Annotated in this window: 15 protein-coding genes and 1 pseudogene; 3 read left to right on the forward strand and 13 right to left on the reverse strand. The window is 72.6% G+C overall.

Going from position 1 to position 15,857, the window contains the following annotated elements; all coding sequences use genetic code 11:
• Window positions 1–16: 16 nt before the first annotated feature.
• The 4 genes and pseudogenes from ACIGQF_RS05625 to infC form a co-directional block, all read right to left on the reverse strand.
• Window positions 17–871, reverse strand: coding sequence for a TrmH family RNA methyltransferase (locus tag ACIGQF_RS05625; RefSeq protein WP_399705878.1), 855 nt, complete (start codon window positions 869–871; stop codon window positions 17–19).
• 117 nt (window positions 872–988) lie between these two features.
• On the reverse strand, window positions 989–1,372 hold the full coding sequence (gene rplT / locus ACIGQF_RS05630) for a 50S ribosomal protein L20 (protein ID WP_030251930.1): 384 nt from the start codon (window positions 1,370–1,372) through the stop codon (window positions 989–991).
• Window positions 1,373–1,473: 101 nt separating this feature from the next.
• On the reverse strand, window positions 1,474–1,668 hold the full coding sequence (rpmI, locus tag ACIGQF_RS05635) for a 50S ribosomal protein L35 (RefSeq protein ID WP_030251934.1): 195 nt from the start codon (window positions 1,666–1,668) through the stop codon (window positions 1,474–1,476).
• Window positions 1,669–1,792: 124 nt separating this feature from the next.
• Window positions 1,793–2,441: pseudogene (gene infC, locus ACIGQF_RS05640) on the reverse strand (translation initiation factor IF-3).
• A gap of 462 nt (window positions 2,442–2,903) precedes the next feature.
• Between infC and ACIGQF_RS05645 the strand changes: the two are divergent.
• Complete coding sequence (locus tag ACIGQF_RS05645) at window positions 2,904–3,293, forward strand: DUF1844 domain-containing protein (RefSeq protein ID WP_399705882.1); 390 nt, start codon at window positions 2,904–2,906, stop codon at window positions 3,291–3,293.
• Window positions 3,294–3,393: 100 nt separating this feature from the next.
• Here ACIGQF_RS05645 and ACIGQF_RS05650 read toward each other — a convergent pair whose 3' ends face one another.
• The 4 genes from ACIGQF_RS05650 to ACIGQF_RS05665 form a co-directional block, all read right to left on the reverse strand.
• Window positions 3,394–4,140: an MIP family channel protein gene (locus ACIGQF_RS05650; RefSeq protein ID WP_399706380.1), complete on the reverse strand. Its 747-nt coding sequence runs from the start codon at window positions 4,138–4,140 to the stop codon at window positions 3,394–3,396.
• A 221-nt stretch (window positions 4,141–4,361) separates the two neighbouring features.
• Window positions 4,362–5,096: an SseB family protein gene (locus ACIGQF_RS05655; RefSeq protein WP_399705885.1), complete on the reverse strand. Its 735-nt coding sequence runs from the start codon at window positions 5,094–5,096 to the stop codon at window positions 4,362–4,364.
• Between the two features lie 109 nt (window positions 5,097–5,205).
• Complete coding sequence (mycP, locus tag ACIGQF_RS05660; protein ID WP_399705889.1) at window positions 5,206–6,345, reverse strand: type VII secretion-associated serine protease mycosin; 1,140 nt, start codon at window positions 6,343–6,345, stop codon at window positions 5,206–5,208.
• A complete protein-coding gene (locus tag ACIGQF_RS05665) occupies window positions 6,342–7,496 on the reverse strand; it encodes a hypothetical protein (protein ID WP_399705892.1) in 1,155 nt (384 codons plus the stop codon). Before ACIGQF_RS05665 ends, mycP begins: the two co-directional genes overlap by 4 nt.
• Window positions 7,497–7,723: 227 nt before the next feature.
• Here ACIGQF_RS05665 and ACIGQF_RS05670 point away from each other — a divergent pair, with 227 nt between their 5' ends.
• Complete coding sequence (locus ACIGQF_RS05670) at window positions 7,724–8,938, forward strand: amino acid deaminase/aldolase (RefSeq protein WP_399705894.1); 1,215 nt, start codon at window positions 7,724–7,726, stop codon at window positions 8,936–8,938.
• Window positions 8,939–8,983: 45 nt separating this feature from the next.
• Here ACIGQF_RS05670 and ACIGQF_RS05675 read toward each other — a convergent pair whose 3' ends face one another.
• The 5 genes from ACIGQF_RS05675 to ACIGQF_RS05695 all read right to left on the reverse strand — a co-directional run bounded on the left by ACIGQF_RS05675 (window position 8,984) and on the right by ACIGQF_RS05695 (window position 14,975).
• Complete coding sequence (locus tag ACIGQF_RS05675; RefSeq protein WP_399706382.1) at window positions 8,984–10,015, reverse strand: DUF2510 domain-containing protein; 1,032 nt, start codon at window positions 10,013–10,015, stop codon at window positions 8,984–8,986.
• A gap of 29 nt (window positions 10,016–10,044) precedes the next feature.
• Window positions 10,045–11,346 (reverse strand): haloacid dehalogenase-like hydrolase, encoded by a 1,302-nt coding sequence (locus ACIGQF_RS05680; protein WP_399705897.1) that lies wholly within the window; start codon window positions 11,344–11,346, stop codon window positions 10,045–10,047.
• Window positions 11,347–11,444: 98 nt separating this feature from the next.
• On the reverse strand, window positions 11,445–12,227 hold the full coding sequence (locus ACIGQF_RS05685) for a 3-oxoacyl-ACP reductase (protein ID WP_399705899.1): 783 nt from the start codon (window positions 12,225–12,227) through the stop codon (window positions 11,445–11,447).
• 1 nt (window position 12,228) lies between these two features.
• On the reverse strand, window positions 12,229–13,596 hold the full coding sequence (locus tag ACIGQF_RS05690) for an aldehyde dehydrogenase family protein (protein ID WP_399705900.1): 1,368 nt from the start codon (window positions 13,594–13,596) through the stop codon (window positions 12,229–12,231).
• A gap of 11 nt (window positions 13,597–13,607) precedes the next feature.
• The gene (locus tag ACIGQF_RS05695) at window positions 13,608–14,975 is read right to left on the reverse strand and encodes a glutamine synthetase family protein (protein ID WP_399705903.1); all 1,368 of its coding nucleotides are present in this window, start codon (window positions 14,973–14,975) and stop codon (window positions 13,608–13,610) included.
• 73 nt (window positions 14,976–15,048) lie between these two features.
• On the opposite strand from ACIGQF_RS05695, the gene ACIGQF_RS05700 reads away from it, so the two are divergent.
• On the forward strand, window positions 15,049–15,786 hold the full coding sequence (locus ACIGQF_RS05700; RefSeq protein WP_399705905.1) for a FadR/GntR family transcriptional regulator: 738 nt from the start codon (window positions 15,049–15,051) through the stop codon (window positions 15,784–15,786).
• Window positions 15,787–15,857: the final 71 nt, after the last annotated feature.

A 15,857-nucleotide genomic window follows, 5' to 3' on the forward strand; every position in this document is an offset into this window, starting at 1 on the left:
TGGGCACGCAACCCTACTAGCCCGCGGCGGCCGAGCGGCACCCTCCGGCCGACCGCTGGGCGCGCGCGGAGGCGTACAGGCACACGGCGGCGGCGGTCGCGAGGTTCAGGCTCTCGGCCTTTCCGTGGATCGGGACCCGGACCACCGCGTCGGCCAGCGCCCGGGTCTCCGCCGGCAGCCCCCAGGCCTCGTTGCCGAAGACCCAGGCCGTCGGGGAGCCCATGGTGCCCGCGTCCAGCTCGGAGTCCAGGTCGTCGGCGCCCGCGCCGTCCGCCGCCAGGATGCGGACGCCCGCGCCCTTGAGCCCGTCCACGACCCGCTCGACCGGTACGCCCACGGCCACCGGCAGGTGGAAGAGCGAGCCGACCGAGGCCCGTACCGACTTGGGGTTGTACAGGTCGACGGAGGCGTCGGTGAGCACCACCGCGTCCGCGCCCGCCGCGTCGGCGCAGCGCAGCACCGTACCGGCGTTCCCGGGGTCGCGGACGTTGGCCAGCACCGCGATCAGCTTCGGGCGGGCGGCCAGGATCTCCTCGAAGGGCGAGTCCAGGAAGCGGCAGACCCCGACCAGCCCCTGCGGGGTGACCGTCTGCGAGAGGTCGGCGATGGTGTCGTCGTCGGCCAGCAGGACGCGTACCCCGGCGTCCTGGGCGGCGGCCACGATGCCCTCATGGCGCTCGGCGGCCTCGGGCGTGGCGAAGACCTCGACGAGGGTCGGCTCGCCGTTGCTGCTGTGCCGTACGGCCTCTCTGACCGCCTGCGGGCCCTCGGCGATGAACCGGCGCTCCTTGCCGCGGAAGTTGCGGCGGGCCAGCCGCCGCGCTGCGGCGACGCGTGCGGAACGCGGGGAGATCAGCTCGGGGGTGCCCATGGGCGGCGGCTCACTTCTGCGGGACGTGCGTACGGAGGGTGTACGGGGGTCGAAACGGCGGCGGACCCGCAGGCCGGGGGCCTGCGGGTCCGCGCGACAACTGCCTCAGGCTGTGGTTCAGGCAGCCTTGGGAGCGTTCACGTCGCTCGGCAGCGCCTTCTGCGCCACCTCGACCAGCGCGGCGAACGCGTTCTGGTCGTTGACCGCGAGGTCGGCCAGGATCTTGCGGTCCACCTCGATGTTGGCGGCCTTCAGACCCTGGATGAAGCGGTTGTAGGTCATGCCGTTGGCGCGGGCAGCGGCGTTGATGCGCTGGATCCACAGCTGACGGAAGTCGCCCTTGCGCTTCTTGCGGTCGTTGTAGTTGTAGACGAACGAGTGAGTGACCTGCTCCTTCGCCTTGCGGTACAGACGCGACCGCTGACCGCGGTAGCCGCTGGCCTGCTCGAGGATCGCCCGGCGCTTCTTGTGGGCGTTGACTGCCCGCTTGACGCGTGCCACTTGTTAACTCCTTGTAGCGGGGCCGTGGTGGTCGGCACACGGCCCGGTTCGATTCTGGTCCCGGTCGAGGTCGCGCGCCGCCTTTTCAGGGGCGCGGCGACTCACTTGCCGAGAAGCTTCTTGATCTTCTTGGCGTCGCCCGGGGCCATCTCGGCGTTGCCGGTGAGGCGACGCGTCAGCTTGGACGACTTGTGCTCGAGCAGGTGGCGCTTGCCGGCGCGCTCGCGGAGCACCTTGCCGGAGCCCGTGATCTTGAAGCGCTTGCTGGAGCCGCTGTGCGTCTTGTTCTTCGGCATGCGCCGTTCTCTCCTCGTCAGTGGCGCCCCCGCCGGCCGGCGGGCCGGCATATGGGAGCGTCAGATGTCTCGTTCGGTGTCCGGGGCGGTGACCCCGGCGCTGATCCGGGGCAGCACCCTGGAATCACGCCTCGGCGGGCTCCTCGGCGGCCTGCTCCTGCTCGGCAGGGGCAGCACCCTGGCGCTCCGCCTTGCGGGCGGCCTGCGCCTCGCGGGCCTCGGCCATCGCCTCGGTCTTCTTCTTGTGCGGACCGAGGACCATGATCATGTTCCGGCCGTCCTGCTTCGGGTTCGACTCGACGAAACCGAGGTCCTGGACATCCTCCGCGAGCCGCTGCAGCAGCCGGAAGCCGAGCTCCGGACGGGACTGCTCGCGACCACGGAACATAATCGTGATCTTGACCTTGTCGCCCTGCTTGAGGAACCGGACGACGTGACCCTTTTTGGTGTCGTAGTCGTGCGGGTCGATCTTCGGCCGGAGCTTCATCTCCTTGATGACCGTGTGCGCCTGGTTCTTGCGCGCTTCACGGGCCTTCATGGCCGACTCGTATTTGAACTTTCCGTAGTCCATGAGCTTGCAGACCGGCGGACGGGCGTTCGCCGCCACCTCGACCAGGTCGAGGTCGTACTCCTGCGCAAGCTCCAGGGCCTTGGCAAGCGGCACAATGCCGACCTGCTCGCCGCTGGGACCGACGAGTCGCACCTCGGGGACGCGAATCCGGTCGTTGATGCGGGGCTCGGCGCTGATGGATCCTCCTCGGTTAGCACCACACGACCGCCTGGCGGACAGCCGCGTAACGTCTGTTCGGTGTGACCATCCTTGCCGAAAGCACGAAAAACGCCCCGGACAGGACACAGGCGGGGCTCCGGAAACTGGCTCGGGAGCACCGCCGCGAATGTCACCGCGGGGCGCAGCCTGACCGATGACCCGCCTGCCCTGAGGGCTGGAATCGGGTGGGAGATCGGAGCCTCCACTTGTGGGCCGGACACATAGATGACCGGCCGGTCGCAGTCAATGTTACACGACTCGGGCATGCCCCGTACCGGCCGTACGCGCGTACGGTCCCCGCGTGCATACGCGAGGCCCGGCGCGTCCGCTTCCGCACGGCCGCGGGCGGCGCCCCGGGCGCGGGTGGCGCCCCACGCGCGGGCGGGCGCGCGTCTGGGCCTAGTCTGAGGGCAGCGCACCGGCCGCACGGAGCGGGCGCACCGATCGTACGGACAGATAGAGAGCCATGAGCGACGCCACCCCTCCCCCCTCCGACCCCGCGGCAGCGCAGGGCACGCAGCCCGCGGACTTCGACGCGATGACCCGCGACATCGCCGACGTGCCGGCCGTCGAGGTGATCACCACCGTCGCGGTGCACCTGATGAGCTCGGCCGCGGTCAACCTCGGCCTCGCCGAGGAAGGCGAGCAGCACAAGGACCTGGACGAGGCGCGGAAGCTGATCCAGGCGCTGGCCGGGCTGGTGACCGCCAGCGCCACCGAGATCGGCTCGTACCATGCCGCGCCGCTCCGGGACGGGCTGAAGTCGCTCCAGCTGGCCTTCCGCGAGGCGTCGGTCGTCCCGGACGAGCCGGGGCAGGGGCCCGGGGAGAAGTACACGGGGCCGGTTTACGGCTGAGTGGTGCGCCCGTAGCCGAGTGGCGCGCCCGCGCGACATGACAGTGGCCCCCTGATCCCGGTGGATCAGGGGGCCACTGTCGTAGGGGCCGTGTTGCGGGTCAGGTCGCCGCGCGTTCGTCCGCCGGGGGCTCCTGGTCGGCCGGGGGCCGCAGCGGGCTGTACGGGGTGTGCGTGAGCCGGTGCGCCAGGGCCGCCAGCGCGCCGCCGATCAGCGGCGCGACGATGAACAGCCACAGCTGCGAGAGCGCCCCGCCGCCCGCGAAGAGCGCCGGACCGAAGGAACGGGCCGGGTTCACGGACGTACCGGTGAGCGGGATGCCGATGAGGTGGATGGTGGCCAGCGCGATACCGATGGCCAGGCCGTCGAAGCCGACGAGGGCCACCTTGTGGGTGACCGCGAGGACCACGAAGACCAGCAGGAACGTGAGCACGATCTCGGCGACGAACGCACCGCCGAGGTTGATGTGCACCGCCGAGCGGTCACCGAAGCCGTTGCTGCCGAAGGCGCCGTCGGTCTTCAGACCCGGGACCTGCTTGGCCACCAGGAAGAGGAGCGCGGAGCCGACGATGCCGCCCAGGAGCTGGGCGATCCAGTACTCGACGGCCGTACGGAGGGTGATGCGGTGGGCGACGAGCATGCCGAGCGTCACCGCGGGGTTGACGTGGCAGCCCGAGATGGGGCCGAGCGCGTAGGCCAGGGCCAGCAGGGTGAAGCCGAAGGACAGGGCGATGCCGAAGGTCCCGATGTACTCCCCGGCCAGCACGGCAGCGCCGACCGCGAAGAACACCAGAAGCAGCGTGCCGAGGAACTCGGATACGACCGAGCGGGTCTCCGGGGTGTCCATGTAGGGGCCTTCCTCGAAGGGATCTTGCACCTGCTGCGATTGTGCGTCGCCCTTGAGGTGTCCGCCTGTCGGCGGGCGCTCGGCCGGGTGGCCCCGGCCGGTTCCGGCTGGTCTCTGTGCCCGCCTCGGGGCCCGTGGGCCTTGGCGTCGTCGCCCAAGTGAAGGCCGGTGGGCCTTGATCGGTTCGATTCGGTGAGGGCCGGTGGGCCAAACCGGTGATGTCAGCGCGTGAACAGAGGCTCGCCCTGGGGGGCGGTGTCCGGGTGCAGCAGGGCCAGGTCGAGGCCGCGTACGAGGCGCTCGCGGAGAACGGCGTCCGAGGCCAGCGCATTGGCCACGCGCTGTGCCACCTCGCCGGCCGGGGCGTCCGGGGCGAGGCCGAGGGCCAGCGTGGCATCCGTGTCGGCGGACGGCGCCAGATGGGCGACCCGGACACCGGGCTCCGCCGCCAGCACGGCCCGCAGCGCTTCGGTGACCCGCGGGTCGGCGAGCGGATCGGTACTGGTCCGGCCCTCGGCGAGGGCGCGCAGCGCCGCACCGGTCAGCGAGTACGTCACGGGGCCCGCGAGGTCGATGACCACGGTGTCGGCCTTCTCGTGGGACGCGGCGAGCAGCGCCTGCTCCAGCGGGACGGCGACCGGGCGGGCATCGGGGCGCCAGCGGTGCAGGGTGTCCATGGACGTGAAGGCGGGCAGCGCGCGGCGGCCGTCGGGGGCCTGGAGGGTCGGCACGGCCATGTCGCTGGTCTTCTCGCGCTGGAGCCCGTCCGGACCGGTCTCCACCTCTCCCAGCAGGGCGACCACCGGTACGAGCAGCCGTGCGCCGCGGAGCGCCGCGAGGAGGCGGGGCTCGGCGGTGCGGTCCGCGGACCAGGCGGCGAGGGCGGCCGCCAGTTCGGGGTCGGCGGTGCCGTTGTCGTCGGAGAAGCCGGGGTTGGGGATGTTTTTCTGGTCCACGGCTTGAGCCTATCGGCCGGGGTGGGACGGGTCGCGGGCGGTGCCCGGCGGTTCTGTTCGTCGGGGTGCGCCCCGGTGACGGACGGGTGGGTGGGGGTGAGGTGAGTGGTCAGGTGCGGCGGCGCCAGAGGGTTACTGCTGCTGTGATGAGGGCGGCTCCGGCGAGGGTGGCTGTCCAGGGGAGCCAGGAGTTGCCTGACGCCGGTTGCGCTGTGGGGCCCGGGCCGAAGTAGGGCTTGGTGTAGGTGGTGCTGGTGCCGGTGGTCGTGGTGGGGGCGCCCTTTTTGATTGCTGCCGCGGGGTCCACCAGGCCGGCCCCGAGGTCGTCGTTGCGGCCCTGGGCGGGGGTGTCGCCGGCTGTTTCGGTGAGGAGTTGCTTGATGCGGTCGGGCTTCAGGGTGGGGTGGGCCGCGCGGACCAGGGCCACCGCGCCGGAGACGTACGCGGAGGCGGCGCTCGTGCCCCAGCCCTCGTAGTACTTGCGGTCGGGGTTGGCGATGACGACGTCGACGCCGGGGGCGCTGACCGTGGCGTACCAGCGGCGGGTGGAGAAGGAGGCGCGGGAGCCGTAGCGGTCGACCGCGGTCACCGCGATCACGCCGGGGTAGGCGGCCGGGTAGGAGACGTGGTCGCCGTGCTCGCCGCCGTTGCCGGCCGAGGCGACTACGGGGATGCCCTTGGCGAGGGCGTACTGGACGGCGGCGTCCTCGCGCGGTTCGGGGTGGGCGGAGTCACTGTCGTCGCCGAGGGAGAGGTTGATGACGTCGGCGCCGTGGTCGGCGGCCCAGCGGATGCCGTCGGCGAGGGCGTTGGACCGCTCGGTGCGGGCCTTTTTGCGCTGCGGGTCGGCGTCTTCGAGGATCACCCGGACGGGGAGGATCTTCGCTTCGGGGGCGATGCCGAGGACGCCGTCGGCGTTGTCGTGGCCATGGCCGTGCCCGGCGATGATGCCGGACATCGCGGTGCCGTGGCCCGCCCAGGTCTTGTCGCCGCGCGCGGCGCCGAAGCCGATGAGGTCCTTGCCGGGCAGGACCTGGCCCTTCAAATCGGGGTGGGTGGCGTCGACGCCGGTGTCGAGGACGGCGACGGTGATGCCGTCGCCCTTGGTGGTCCGCCAGGCGTCGTCGACGTGGAGGGCGTCCAGGGCCCATTCCTGGGTGCGGATGCCGTCGGCGTGCGCGGGCGGTGTCGCGAGGGCCACGACGGTGGTGGCGGTGAGGGCGGCCAGGAGAGCTCGGCGGCGGGTCATTCGGCTTCCTCCCCGGCCTTGGCCGCCTCGGTGCGGAAGGCGTGTTCGATGCGGTCGGCGACGCCGGCGGCGTCGTGGCCGAGGCCGGACTGGGCGGGTGCCGAGGTGGCGCCGGTGCGGGTGGCCTCGCTCGCCGGCTGCGGGTCGGGCACCTTCCGGCCGTCGGCGAAGCCGGAGACCGCGTAGACGACGAGCGGGGCGTCGGGCAGTACCTGGATGCTCCAGCTGGCGCGCTGCTCGGGGCCGAAGCCGGCGGCGAGGGTGCCGGGGGCGGTGTACGGGCGGGGCATCAGGTCCCGGCGGCTGTCCAGCCGCTCGGTGGTGAACCGCTTGTTCAGGGCACGCATCCCGGCCGCGTCGGCCCTGGTGGTGACCACGCCGACGGTGATCACGCTGCTGTGGGTGGCGTCGACGTAGTCGGCGCGCAGCAGCCGCTTGCAGCCGGCCGGGGCCAGGGCCTTGGCGAGCAGCGGGTCGAAGGCGTCGGCACAGCCGGTGTCGGGGGCGACCGCGATCCGCTTCCAGGTGCGGTCGGCGCCGCCGGGGCCGGCCGCCGTGCCGTGCAGGGTGCGCGGGAAGAGGGTGTTCACGGGGAGGCTGTGCCACAGGCCGCGGGTCTCGCCGAAGGTGGCGGCGGTCGCCTCTCCGGGGCCGGGTTCGCCGGCGAGCCAGCTGCCGGCCGCGGCGCCGCCGATGAGGCCGAGGCCGAGCACGAGGCAGGCGGCGGCGACGGCCTTCCGTACGGCCGGGCGGCGCGGCGGGGTGGGGCCGGGCTGTCCGAGGGGGGCGACGGCGCCTCTCTCCGGGGGCAGCGGCGTGCGCTCGGCGGGCCGGTCCTGGGGGGACGTTTCCGCTCTCGCCGGCCCTGCGGGCTTCTGGGCCGCCTTCATGGCCGGTGGCTTGGCGCTCTTCGTCCGCTGCCAGGCGGCCTCCGCGTGGGCGAGGTGGAAGGACGCGGTGTCGCGGTATCCGGGCGGCGCGGGGCGGCTGGGCTTCGGCGGGACGGCCGGCCGGGGAGGTACCGGCGGGACGGGGCCGCTGTCGGGCGCGGGTTCTTCGGAGGCGGCCGCTCCGGTCGTCGGGCGGTACGGCGGGGGCGGGGGTATCCGGGGCAGGCGGCGCGGGCCGGCGTAATTGGCTTCGGTGCTCACCCGCGCTCCCCCTCGCGCAGTACGGTCCCGTGCCCGGACGGCGGCATGCCGGGTGGAACGTATGGATCAGACCTGGTGCCGCGGGTCTGCGGGCCACGGCGTGCGCCACTTTACGGGCTGTCGCGCCCCCTGCCGCAACTCGTGTCCGGTACCGGTCGCCTCGCCGTGTCCGGTCTGTATCGATCTCTCCCCTACCCTGCGGTAATGCGGTCTGGCAGGCTGCCGTCATGCACCGGTTCACGACCGATTCCCACGCTCTCGGGGCCCGTTACGACCGGGCCACCGCTCACCTCGACGCGCCGCTGGCCATTGTCGACCTCGCGGCGTTCGACGCCAATGCCGCGGATCTCGTGCGTCGCGCGCACGGCAAGCCCGTGCGGGTGGCGAGCAAGTCCGTGCGCTGCCGGGCCCTGCTGGAACGCGTGCTGGCGCGGGACGGCTTCGCGGGGATCATGAGCTTCACGCTCGCGGAGTCGCTGTGGCTGGCGCGCTCCGGCTTCTCCGACGTGCTGCTGGCCTATCCGTCGGCGGACCGGGCCGCGTTCGCCGAGCTGGCGGATGATCCGAAACTCGCCGCGGCGGTCACGGTGATGGTCGACGACGTGGCGCAGCTGGAGCTGATCGACGCGGCGCGGGCGGGCGGCCGGGCGGAGATCCGGGTCTGTCTGGAGCTGGACACGGCGTTCCGTACCGCGGGCGGCCGGATGCGGGTGGGCGCGCGCCGCTCTCCGCTGCGGGAGCCCGCACAACTGGCTGAATTCGCTCGGCTGATGGCGCGCCGGCCGGGCTTCAAGGTCGTCGGTCTGATGGCGTACGAGGGCCATGTGGCGGGCGTGGGGGACGCGGTGGCGGGGCGGCCGCTGTTCTCGCGTTCGGTGCGCGTGATGCAGGCCGCGGCGCGCAGGGAGCTGGCGCGGCGCCGCTGGGAGGCGGTGCGCGCGGTCCGGGCCGAGGCGCCGGATCTGGAGTTCGTCAACGGCGGCGGGACGGGCAGCGTGCAGGGCACCGCGGCGGAGGCGGCGGTCACGGAGGTCGCGGCCGGGTCGGGGCTGTACGTGCCGCGGCTGTTCGACAATTTCCGCTCGTTCAGCGGGCGGCCGGCGGCGCTGTTCGCGCAGCCGGTGGTGCGCCGGCCGGGGCCGGGTGTGGTGACCGTGCTGGGTGGCGGCTATCCGGCGTCCGGTGCGCCCGGCGCTGACCGGCTGCCGGAGCCGTATCTGCCCGCCGGGCTGGCGTACGACCCGCAGGAGGGCGCCGGCGAGGTGCAGACGCCGCTGCTGGGCGCGGCCGCCGACGGGCTGCGGGTGGGCGACAAGGTGTGGTTCCGGCACGCCAAGGCGGGTGAGCTGTGCGAGCGGTTCGACGCGCTGCGGCTGGTGGACGGGGACCGGGTGGTGGAGACCGTGCCGACGTACCGGGGCGAGGGGCACACGTTCCTGTAGGCGGTGCGACGGGGCGGCGCCGGGTGCCGGTCCGCCCCGTGCGGCTCACGCGGTGGGCTTGATCCCTTCGAGGATCTTGTCCATGTCGGCGAGGGGCGGGGCCTGGCCGCCGACGTCGAAGTTGAAGCGGACCACGACCATGGAGCCGGAGCCGCCGGGCGAGGGGAAGGAGACGGACTGCACGATGCCGTCCGGGCCCTTCTTGTTGGTGACCTTCCAGCGCACCAGGTAGCCCTTCTGGCCCGCGACGGTCACCTTCTCCGACTTCAGTTCCTCGTGGTTCTCGATGCCGCCGTAGTAGTCCTTGTCGCCGTACGGGCCCTTGCCGTAGGTGGCCTCGATGTTCTTCTTGATGTCGGCCTTGGCGATGCCCTCGGCGGTGGTCTCGGTGAAGCCGGCCGCGGTCTCGGAGAGGACCTTGCCGCGCATGCACTGCTTGCTGTCCGCGCCCTTGCAGTAGTACGGACCGATGTACATGTCGATGTCGTTGCCGAAGTCCTCCTTGCGCCAGCCGTCGAGCACCGGGATGGCGATGCTGTTCAGGGCGTCGACGAGGGTGTCCTCGTCGTCGGTGGGCACCGGCCCGGGCGCCGCCGAGCTCGTGGACGGCTCGGGCGAGGGGCTCGTGCTCTTGCTCGCCGTGGGGGCGGGCTTGGGGTCGTCCTGCGCGTCGCCGCCGAGGGTGACGGCGAGGACGACGCCGAGGGCGGCCACCGCGACCACGGCACCGGTGATCGCGAGGATCACCGGGCCGCGCTTCCGGCCGCCGCCGTCCTGGCCGGGGCCGGGACCGAACCCGCCCGGCGCGGTCTGCGGATACCCGTAGCCCGGCTGCTGCTGCGGATAGCCGTAGGCCCCGGGCGTCCCTTGCTGCGGGTACCCGTACGCCCCGGGCGCCCCCTGCTGCGGGTACCCGTACGCCCCGGGTGTCCCCTGGTCCGGAGTGCCGTACGCCGCCGGTGCGGCCTGTGCCGCGCGGGTCTGCTCGGTCCACGCCGAGCCGTCCCACCAGCGTTCGGGGGCGGGACCGTTGCCTGTGTGCCCGGGGTCTGGGTACCAGCCCGGCGGTGTCGTCATGCTCACGCCGGACACTTTATGGCGCGGAATCAGCCGCCGTACACACTGTCCCGCTGGTCGGGCACCACGCTGCCGTCGGCGCGGCGGACCGGCCCGAAGCCGCCCTCCGGCTCGATGTTCGCCGCCGTGGAGCAGGGGTACGTGCCGGACTTGCGCGGCAGCGGCTCGATGAACATCGGGTTGACCACCCAGCGTCCGTCGGCGTTGTCGTAGGCGCGGCACATCACCTCGTTCTTGTTGCGGTTGAGCACGAGGTGCGCGCCGGTGGCGTCGCCGACGAAGGTGACGTCGGTGTCCGCGTCGCCGCCGCCCACCGCGATGCGGTGGCCGAAGTCCTGCTGCTGCCAGGCCTTGGCACCCTTGATGCCGAAGATCTCCTGGTTGACCCAGCAGCGCTTGCCGTCGACGTACGGGATGGCCTCGCCCTTGTTGTCGCCGATGCCGCCGCAGCCCTGGTTCTCGTAGGTGATGCGGCCGTGCTTGTCGAGGACGCTGCGGATGGCGACGGTGTGCTTCTTGTCGATGCCGATGCCCTTCGACCAGACTTCGGTGACGGGCTCGGAGCCGGCGGAGACGATGTAGACGTCGAAACCGGCGCGGCGGAGCGTGCTCACCAGGTCCCGCTGCTGGTCGTAGTAGCGCACGTAGCCGGGGACGGTGTGGCTGCCGACCTTGTCCTCGCTGCCGATCGGCGCGGCGAGGGCCCGCTTGCGCGCGGCGGCGGCGTAGGAGCTCAGCTCGGCGACGGTGTGGCCGGCGAACAGCTGCGGGATCCACGCGTACTGCGGCACGGTGCGCCGGTGGTTCCAGGTGCCGGCGAAGGCCTCGGCGCCGCCGTGTGTCTTCGCCTCGTCGCGGATCGAGAAGATCTCGTCGGCGCAGGCGGTGTTGGTGGAGGTGTTCAGGGGCGCGCCGACGGGGACGTCGGTGCCGCACGCCTTGGTGAGGGCGCGGTCGGCGGCCGGGGTCAGCCACTTGCTGGTGTCGCGCCAGCGGGCCGGGCGGAGGATCTTGTCGTGCTGGAGGGACCAGACGAGCGTCGCGTCGGTGACGTCGTTCTTGGTGATGGTGTTGTCCCAGTCGAAGGCGGCGACCGGGCGCTGCCCGTGACCGTGCGCCAGTTCCGGGTGGGAGCAGACGCCGCGTTCGTCGATGGTGCGCTGGAGCTTGTCACGGTTGGTGCCGTACCACTTCAGGCTCTTCGACAGCTGCGGGCAGCTCGCGTGCCGGGCCGTGGGGGTGGCCGGTGCGGCGGTGGCGGGCACGGCTGCGGCCAGGGTGGCGGTGACGGCCAGTGCCAGGGCCGGCGCGAGGGTGTGCCGGATGCGCATGCGTCCTCCTTGACGGTGCGGGCCGGGGCGGGACACGTCCGGGCCGGCGGCGCGTGGCCGGCGGCCCGGACATGATCGGCAAACCATACCCGTGGTCTCTACACGGGCGTGACGTACGCCCCGGCGATGCCGCCGTCGACGAGGAATTCGGCCGCGTTGACGAAGGAGGAGTCGTCGCTGGCGAGGAAGGCGACCGCGGCGGCCATCTCCTCGGGCTCGGCGAACCGGCCCACCGGCACGTGCACCAGCCGGCGCGCCGCGCGCTCCGGGTCCTTGGCGAACAGCTCCTTGAGGAGCGGCGTGTTGACGGGCCCGGGGCAGAGCGCGTTCACCCGGATGCCCTCGCGGGCGAACTGCACGCCCAGCTCGCGGGACATGGACAGCACGCCGCCCTTGGACGCGGTGTAGCTGATCTGGGAGGTGGCGGCGCCCATGACGGCGACGAAGGAGGCGGTGTTGATGATGGAGCCCCTGCCCTGGCGCTGCATGTACGGGAGGGCGTACTTGCAGCACAGGTAGACGGAGGTGAGGTTGACGTCCTGGACCCGCTTCCAGGCGTCCAGCCCGGTGGTGAGGATGGAGTCGTCGTCGGGGGGCGAGATGCCGGCGTTGTTGAAGGCGACGTCGACCGAGCCGTAGGTGTCGTACGCGGTCTTGAAGAGCGCCTCGACCTGGCCCTCGTCGGTGACGTCGACCTGGACGAAGAGGCCGCCGACCTCGGCTGCCGCGGCCTTGCCGGCGCTCTCGTCGATGTCGGCGCAGACGACGTTGGCGCCCTCGGAGGCGAGGCGGCGCGCCGTGGCCAGGCCGATGCCGCTGCCGGCCCCGGTGATCACGGCGGTGCGGCCGACCAGCCGGCGGCAGACTGGGGTCTCGGTCATGTCACTGCTCCTCGGTGGCGATGAAGACGTTCTTGGTCTCGGTGAAGGCGGCGAGCGCGTCGGGGCCCAGCTCCCGGCCGAGGCCGGACTGTTTGTAGCCGCCGAACGGGGTCCAGTAGCGGACGCTGCTGTGCGAGTTGACGGAGAGGTTGCCGGCGGCGACGGCGCCGGAGACGCGCAGCGCGCGGCCGACGTCCCGGGTCCAGATCGAGCCGGAGAGCCCGTAGTCGGTGGCGTTGGCGAGCCGTACCGCCTCGGCCTCGTCCTCGAAGGGCAGCACGACGGCGACGGGGCCGAAGATCTCCTCGGTGGCCGCGCGGTCCTCGGGCCGGCCCTCCAGGACGGTCGCCGGGTACCAGAAGCCCTTGCCCTCGGGGGCCTCGCCGCGGATGGCGACGGGGGCGCCGTCGGGGACGTAGGAGCGTACGCGGTCGCGCTGGGCCGCGGAGATCAGCGGACCCATGCCGGTGGCGGGGTCGGCCGGGTCGCCGACGGTGACGGCCCTGACCGCGGGCTCCAGCAGCTCCATGAAGCGGTCGTACACGGACCGCTGGACGAGGATGCGGCTGCGGGCGCAGCAGTCCTGGCCGGTGTTGTCGAGGAAGGAGCCGGGCGCGGCGGCCGCGGCCTTCTCGATGTCGGCGTCGGCGAAGACGATGTTGGGGCTCTTGCCGCCGAGTTCGAGGGTCACCCGCTTCACCCCGTCGGCGCACTTGGCCATGATCTGCTTGCCGACGCCGGTGGAGCCGGTGAAGACGACCTTGGCGACGCCGGGGTGTTCGACGAGCGCGCTGCCCGCCACGGGTCCGGCGCCGGGCAGGACCTGGAAGAGGCCCTCGGGCAGGCCCGCGGCAAGGCCCAGCTCGGCGAGGCGGAGCGCGGTGAGCGGGGTGGTCTCGGCGGGCTTGAGGAGGACGGCGTTGCCCGCGGCGAGGGCGGGCGCGGTGCCCCAGGCGGCGATGGGCATCGGGAAGTTCCACGGCGCGATGACGGCGACGACGCCGAGCGGTTCGTGGAGGGTGAGGTTGAGGCCGCCGGCGACCGGGATCTGCGCACCGGTCAGCCGCTCGATGCCGCCGGCCGCGTATTCGAGCAGGTCGCGGGCGTTGCCGGCCTCCCAGCGCGCGTTGCCGACCGGGTGGCCGGCCTCCCGCACCTCCAGCTGGGCGAGCTCTTCGAGGTGGGTGTCGACGGTGGCGGCGAAGCGGCGCAGCAGCCGGGCGCGGTCGCCGGGGGCGAGCGCCGCCCACTGCCGCTGGGCCGCCGCGGCCCGGGCGACGGCGGCGTCGACCTGGTCGGGGGTGGTGGCCGGGACGGTCGCGATGACCTCTTCGGTGGCCGGGTTCAGGATGTGGTGCTCGGAAAGCAAGTGACTGGTCCTCACATGCGTTCGAAGGAGCGGAACCGCTCCCAGTCGGTCACGGCGGAGTCGTAGGCGTCCAGCTCGACGCGGGCCATGTGGAGGTAGTGCGCGACGACCTCCTCGCCGAAGGCGGCCTGTGCGATGGGGCTCTTCTCCCACAGGTCGGCGGCCTCGCGGAGGGTGGTCGGCACGTGCTGCGCGTCGCCCGCGTACGCGTTGCCCGTACAGGCCTCCGGCAGCTCCAGCTTGTGCTCTATGCCGTACAGCCCGGCCGCGACCATGCCGGCCACCGCGAGGTAGGGGTTCACGTCGCCGCCGGGGAGACGGTTCTCCAGGCGGTGGGCGTGCCCCTGGCCGATGACGCGGAGGGCGCAGGTGCGGTTGTCCGGACCCCAGGCGACGGCGGTGGGTGCGAAGGAGCCGGGCCGGAAGCGCTTGTAGGAGTTGATGTTCGGCGCGTAGAGGAGGGTGAAGTCGCGCATCGCGGCGATCTGCCCGGCGAGGAAGTGCCGCATCAGCGGGGACATGCCGTACTCGCCGTCCGCGTCGGCCAGTACGGGGGCGCCGTCCTCGCCGCGGAGCGAGAGGTGGATGTGGCAGGAGTTGCCCTCGCGCTCGTCGTACTTGGCCATGAAGGTGAGCGCCATGCCCTCCTGGGCGGCGATCTCCTTGGCGCCGGTCTTGTAGACGGCGTGCTGGTCACAGGTGGTGAGCGCCTCGTCGTAGCGGAAGGCGATCTCGTGCTGGCCGAGGTTGCACTCGCCCTTGGCGGACTCCACGATCATGCCGGCGGCGCCCATCTCGTTGCGGATGCGGCGCAGCAGCGGCTCGACGCGGCTCGTACCGAGCACGGAGTAGTCGACGTTGTAGAGGTTGGCCGGGTGCATGTCGCGGTAGCCGCGGGACCAGGCGTCCTCGTAGGTGTCCTTGAAGACCATGAACTCCAGCTCGGTGCCGGCGTACGCGCGCCAGCCGTGCTCGGCGAGCCGGTCCAGCTGGCGGCGGAGGATCTGTCGCGGGGAGGCCACGACAGGGCTGCCGTCGTGCCAGGCGAGATCGGCGGTGAGCAGCGCGGTGCCGGGGCTCCAGGGCGTACGGCGCAGCGTCCCGGTGTCGCCGTGCATGCAGAAGTCGCCGTAGCCGCGCTCCCAGGAGGACATGGCGTAGCCGTCGACGGTGTTGAGGTCGACGTCGACGGCGAGGAGGTAGTTGCATCCCTCCGAGCCGTGTGCCAGGACGTCGTCGAGGAAGAAGCGGGCGGCGAACCGCTTGCCCTGGAGCCTGCCTTGCATATCGGTGAAGGCGAGGACGACAGTGTCGATCTCCCCGGCGTCCACGAGCACTCTCAGCTCCTCGACCGAGAGCGGGGGCGTGCGGTCTGCCACGGTGGTGCCTCCTGTCGCTGCGTCCGGAGGTCATAAGGTAGGCACACGAACCATTGATTGGGAAGGGGTAGCGGTGGACGGAGCGGCGGACCGGCTGGCGCCGGTGCTGCGCCCGGTGCGGGCGGGCAACGGCTTCGAGGAAGCACTGGAGCAGATACTCCAGATCGTGCGGCTGGGACTGGTCCCCCAGGGCGAACGGCTGCCCGCCGAGCGGGAGCTGGCCGAGCGGCTGCAGATCAGCCGGGTCACGCTGCGCGAGGTGCTGAAGGTGCTGCAGGACGAGGGGCTGGTGATCAGCAGACGCGGGCGGTACGGCGGCACGTTCGTACGGGAGCGCGCGGAGACGCACGGCGAGGACGAGCTGCGCCGCCGGATCGAGCGGGTCGACGTCGAGGACACGCTGCGCTTCCGCGAGGTGCTGGAGGTGGGCGCCGCCGGGCTGTGCGCGGGGTACGGACTGGACGGGGGGCAGGCGGAGCGGCTGCGCGCGGCGCTGGCCGCCACGCACGACGCGCCGCTCTCCGACTACCGGCGGCGGGACACGCTGCTGCACCTGACGCTGGCCGAGCTGTCGGGGTCGGCCACGCTCGCGGCCCAGTACGCGGCCGTCCGGGCGACCGTCAACGACCTGCTGGACTGCATCCCGCTGCTGGTGCGCAACCTGGAGCACTCGCAGGCGCAGCACACCGCGCTGGTGGAGGCGGTGCTGGAGGGCGACGCGGACGGGGCGCGGGAGGTGATGCGGGAGCACTGCTGCGGTACGGCGGCGCTGCTGCGCGGCTTCCTCACGGGCCCGCCGCCGGCACCGTGAGCCGTACCGGGCGCGCCGGCAACGTAACCGTTCCTTTACGGCACGGGTCTTGCGCCGGACCGCTCCCCGCC

This window comes from Streptomyces sp. NPDC053560, assembly GCF_044544605.1.
Taxonomy (GTDB): domain Bacteria; phylum Actinomycetota; class Actinomycetes; order Streptomycetales; family Streptomycetaceae; genus Streptomyces.